The sequence below is a fragment of the Actinomycetospora sp. genome (genome assembly GCF_055612215.1).
Genome location: NZ_JBVPVA010000747.1, coordinates 1 through 4,067 on the forward strand (window position 1 = coordinate 1; position 4,067 = coordinate 4,067).

The window sequence follows — 4,067 nt, forward strand, 5'->3', positions numbered from 1 at the left end:
AGCGCGGCCACCGGGACGACGAGCAGCCCCGTCCCGACCGACGACGCGTCGGCGATCGCCCCGATGACCGGCGGCGTCACGAGGAACCCGAGCCGGGCGAGGAACCCGACGACCGCGATCCCGTCACCCGCGCGCAACCCCGGCATCGTGCCGGCGGCCGCGAACGCGAGCGGGAAGAGCGTCGCGACCCCGAGCCCGGCGACCGCCCACCCGACGATCGCCACCTCGGCCCGCGCCAGCAGCAGGGCCGCCAGCAGCGCCGCCGCGGCGACCAGGGCCCCCGTCCGCGCCACCGGCACCGCGCCGAACCGGTCCACGACCCGGTCCCCGGCGACGCGACCGAGGGTCATCGTCACCTGGAACGCCACGAAGGGCAGGCCCGCGAGGAAGGGCCCGGCGCCGAGGTCGTCGCGCAGGTAGACCGCGCCCCACGACGCCGAGGAGTCCTCGACCGCGCCCGAGCACACCATCAGCCCGGCGACGGCGAGCAGCGGCGCGAGGGCGCGCCACGAGGTCACGACCCCGCGCAGCCCCGGGCCGCCCGGCCCCTCGCCCGGCTCCGCGGCGGTCACCGCGTCGCGCTCGGGGGGCAGCACCGCCCGCCACGCCAGCGCCGACGTGACCACCAGCACCGCCCCGACGACCGCCAGGTGCACCGTGACCGGCACACCCAGCCCGGCCGCCGCCGCCCCGACCAGGCCCGCGCCGACGGCGGCGACGCTCCACGTCGCGTGCAGCCCGTTGATGATCGAGCGGCCGTAGCGCTCCTGGACGACGAGGCCGTGCGCGTTCATCGCCGCGTCGGTCCAGGCGTCGGTGACCCCGAGGACGAACAGCGCCCCGGCGAGCCCCCACCAGGACGGCGCGAGCGCCACCAGCGGCAGCAGCAGCGCCCCGACCAGCGACACCGACGCCGCCACCCGTCCGCTGCCCCACCGCGCGATCAGCGGCCCCGCCAGCACCCCGACGAGCAGCGCCGCCCCCGGGAAGGCCGCGATCGCGGTGCCGAGACCGGTGTTCGAGAGGCCGAGGCCGTCGCGCAGCGCGGGGAAACGGGGCACGAGCGAGTTGTAGGTGGCGCCGTTGACCGCGAAGAGCGCCATTACCGCGCCCCGGGCGCGTCGGTCGGTCGGCGTCGGGACGGCGGCCGTCATTCAGGACGCAGAGCGGTCCGGCCGGGTCACGCGAGCCACGTGTCCGAGCGGCGCGCCACGGCGAAGGTCTCCTCGACGGCGGCCGGGGAGAGCCGGTCGCCGCGGGCGCGCATGGCCCGGGCGAGGTCGCCGGCCCGGGCGACGATCACCCCGCGGGGCCGGCTGTGGTTCACGATGGTCGCCCCGACGACCGCGATCACCGGGGTCACCGGCGGCGGGTCGAGCACCTCCTCGAAGCCCGCGGCCGCCGCGATCGCCTCGGCGAGCCGGTCGTGCACCTCCTCGCCGAGGGTGCGGATGCGCGCGAGGTCGATGTGCCGGCCGTCGATCTCGAGCCCGCTGGTGGAGGCGTGCACCTTGCCGGCCGGCTCGTGCCGGGTCTCGACGACGAACACGCCGGGCGGTCCGATCACCAGGTGGTCCAGCACCACCGTCTCGCGCCCGACCGCCATGTCGATGCCGTGCAGGATCCGCCAGCGGCTGCCGCGCGCGAGCCGACCACCCGGGCCGCCGACCTCTCGGCCCAGGGCCGCCGCCACCGCCTGCCGCCCGTCGGCCTTGTAGCGCAGGGCGCGGTCGGTCTCCTTGTCCCCCGCGGCGCGCGCCCGGGCGGCGAGCCGGAGGAGGCCGTGGTCGGGCGCGTGCAGGGCGAGGTCCTCCCAGACGTCGCCGACGCGCTGGGGCTCGTCGTGCCCGGCGCGCCGCCCCCCGTCGGTGAACGCGTCGGCCCGGAAGCCGTCGGCGCTGTCGGCCGACCAGCCGCCCGCCGGCGTCGGGGTCCCGGCCTCGAGGGCGGGTGCGGGATCGGGACGTGCGGGGTCCGGCCGCGGCCCGCCGGTCCGGGTGCGCGTCCCGGACGACGCGCGGGCCGAGCCGGGCCGCGGGATGCGCAGCGTGTCGGTCAGCCGCCGCCGCGACCCCGGGTCGGCGGGGTCCTCGGCGAACCCGGGGAAGCGGTCGAGGTCGTGCGCCTCGAGCCACTCGTCGAGCTCGGCGACGAAGGTCGCGCGGAAGGCGGGGGCGACGTCGGACACCTCGCCGGTCTGCAGGTCGTAGGTCCCCAGGCGGCTCCCGTAGGGCGACGTGACGACGACGCGGTCGCCCCGCCCGAGACGCGTGCGGCGGGCCGGCATCAGGACTCCTCTCGCGGATGCGCGTCGAGCCAGCGGGTGATGTTGTCGTGCTCGACGGAGGTCAGCTGGCGGACCCCGTCGGCGACCGCGCCCTCGATCAGCGCGCCCGCCAGCGGGATGGTCACGGTGACCGCCACGTCGACCTCGAGCCGGCAGCCCGAGCCGTCGGCGGCGGCCACACTCATCGTCCCCTCCGCGCGGACCGGGGCGAGCGGAACGGCGACCTCCACCCGACCGTCGCAGCGGCGCGGCCCGAGCCGCCACCGCTCGGTACGCCGCAGCACCAGGCCGCCCGTGAGCAGCCGCCCGAGCGCGGGGGGTACCTGACCGGTCGGCACCGGCTGGCGGACGACGACCTCGACGGTGCCGTCGGCGGGCGTCCCGGTGACCCGGTGGTGCTCGACCTCGCCGCCACCGCCCGCGTCGAGCCGGGCGCGGTGGAACTCGGGGTCGGCCAGGGCGACGGCGAAGTCGGCCACGTCGTGGGAGTAGTCCCGGCTGGCCCGCAGGCGGGTGGTCACGCCCCCTCACCCTAGGTGAGCGTCGCCCGGTGGGCACGGGACGACACCCGTGCGAACATGTGTTCGTGTCCGGTCGGCGCGAGGGGGATCCGGCGGCGACGATCCTGCACGCCGACCTCGACGCCTTCTACGCCTCGGTGGAGCAGCGCGACGAGCCCGACCTGCGCGGCCGCCCCGTCATCGTCGGCGGCGGCGTGGTGCTGGCCTGCAGCTACGAGGCCAAGCGGGCGGGGGTGCGGACGGCGATGAACGGCCGCCAGGCCCGGGCGATGTGCCCGGACGCGGTGGTCGTGCCGCCGCGCATGGAGGCGTACTCCGCAGCGAGCAAGGACGTCTTCACGATCTTCCGGGACACGACGCCGCTGGTGGAGGGCCTCTCGATCGACGAGGCCTTCCTCGAGGTCGGGGGGCTCGCCCGGCTGGTCGGGGCGCCGAAGGACATCGCCGCGCGGCTGCGGGGCCGGGTCCTCGCCGAGGTGGGCCTGCCGATCACGGTCGGGGTCGCGCGCACCAAGTTCCTCGCGAAGGTCGCCAGCGGCGTCGCGAAGCCCGACGGTCTGCTCGTCGTCGATCCCTCCCGCGAGCGCGAGTTCCTGCACCCGCTGCGGGTGGAACGGCTCTGGGGCGTCGGCATGGTCACCGCGGGGCGGCTCCACGCGCTGGGCGTGCACACCGTCGCCGACGTGGCCGACCTCGGCGAGCAGGCCCTCGTCTCGCTGCTCGGGCGCGCCGCGGGCCGCCACCTCCACGGGCTCGCCACCTTCTCCGACCCGCGCGCGGTCACCCCCGGCGTGCGGCGGCGCTCCATCGGCTCCCAGCGCGCCCTCGGCCGGGGCCGGCGCTCGCCCGAGGAGCTCGACACCATTCTCGCCGGGATCGTCGACCGGCTCGCCCGGCGGCTGCGCGACGGTGGTGGCCGCACCTGCCGCACCGTGGTGCTCCGGCTGCGGTTCGACGACTTCACCCGCGTGACCCGCTCCCACACCCTGCGGGCGGCGACGACGCAGACCGCGCCGATCGACGCGGCCGCCCGCGAGCTGCTCCACGAGGCGATGCCCACGATCCTCGACCGCGGCATCACCCTGATCGGGCTCTCGCTCGCGAACCTCTCCGGCGACGACCGCGAGCAGCTCGAGCTGCCCCTCGACGCGCGGGAGGAGCCGCGGACCGCGCTCGCCGGCCGCGGGACCCAGGAGGCACCCCGGGATCCGGCGGCCCTCGACCGCACCCTCGACGCCGTCCGCGCGCGCTTCGGGTCG

Annotated in this window: 4 protein-coding genes; 1 reads left to right on the plus strand and 3 read right to left on the minus strand. The window is 77.4% G+C overall.

Annotation, left to right across the window (positions count from 1 at the left end; genetic code table 11):
- From AC0CYZ_RS20370 to AC0CYZ_RS20380, 3 genes are all read right to left on the minus strand, one after another.
- A partial coding sequence (locus AC0CYZ_RS20370) for an MFS transporter (RefSeq protein WP_472218637.1) occupies positions 1 to 1,103 on the minus strand: 1,103 nt, incomplete at its 3' end.
- Positions 1,104 to 1,180: 77 nt separating this feature from the next.
- Positions 1,181 to 2,287, minus strand: a complete 1,107-nt coding sequence (locus AC0CYZ_RS20375) for a nuclease-related domain-containing protein (protein ID WP_472218639.1) — start codon at positions 2,285 to 2,287, stop codon at positions 1,181 to 1,183.
- The gene (locus tag AC0CYZ_RS20380) at positions 2,287 to 2,808 is read right to left on the minus strand and encodes a DUF2505 domain-containing protein (RefSeq protein ID WP_472218641.1); all 522 of its coding nucleotides are present in this window, start codon (positions 2,806 to 2,808) and stop codon (positions 2,287 to 2,289) included. Before AC0CYZ_RS20380 ends, AC0CYZ_RS20375 begins: the two co-directional genes overlap by 1 nt.
- Before the next feature lie 59 nt (positions 2,809 to 2,867).
- Here AC0CYZ_RS20380 and dinB point away from each other — a divergent pair.
- A partial coding sequence (gene dinB, locus AC0CYZ_RS20385; protein ID WP_472218643.1) for a DNA polymerase IV occupies positions 2,868 to 4,067 on the plus strand: 1,200 nt, incomplete at its 3' end.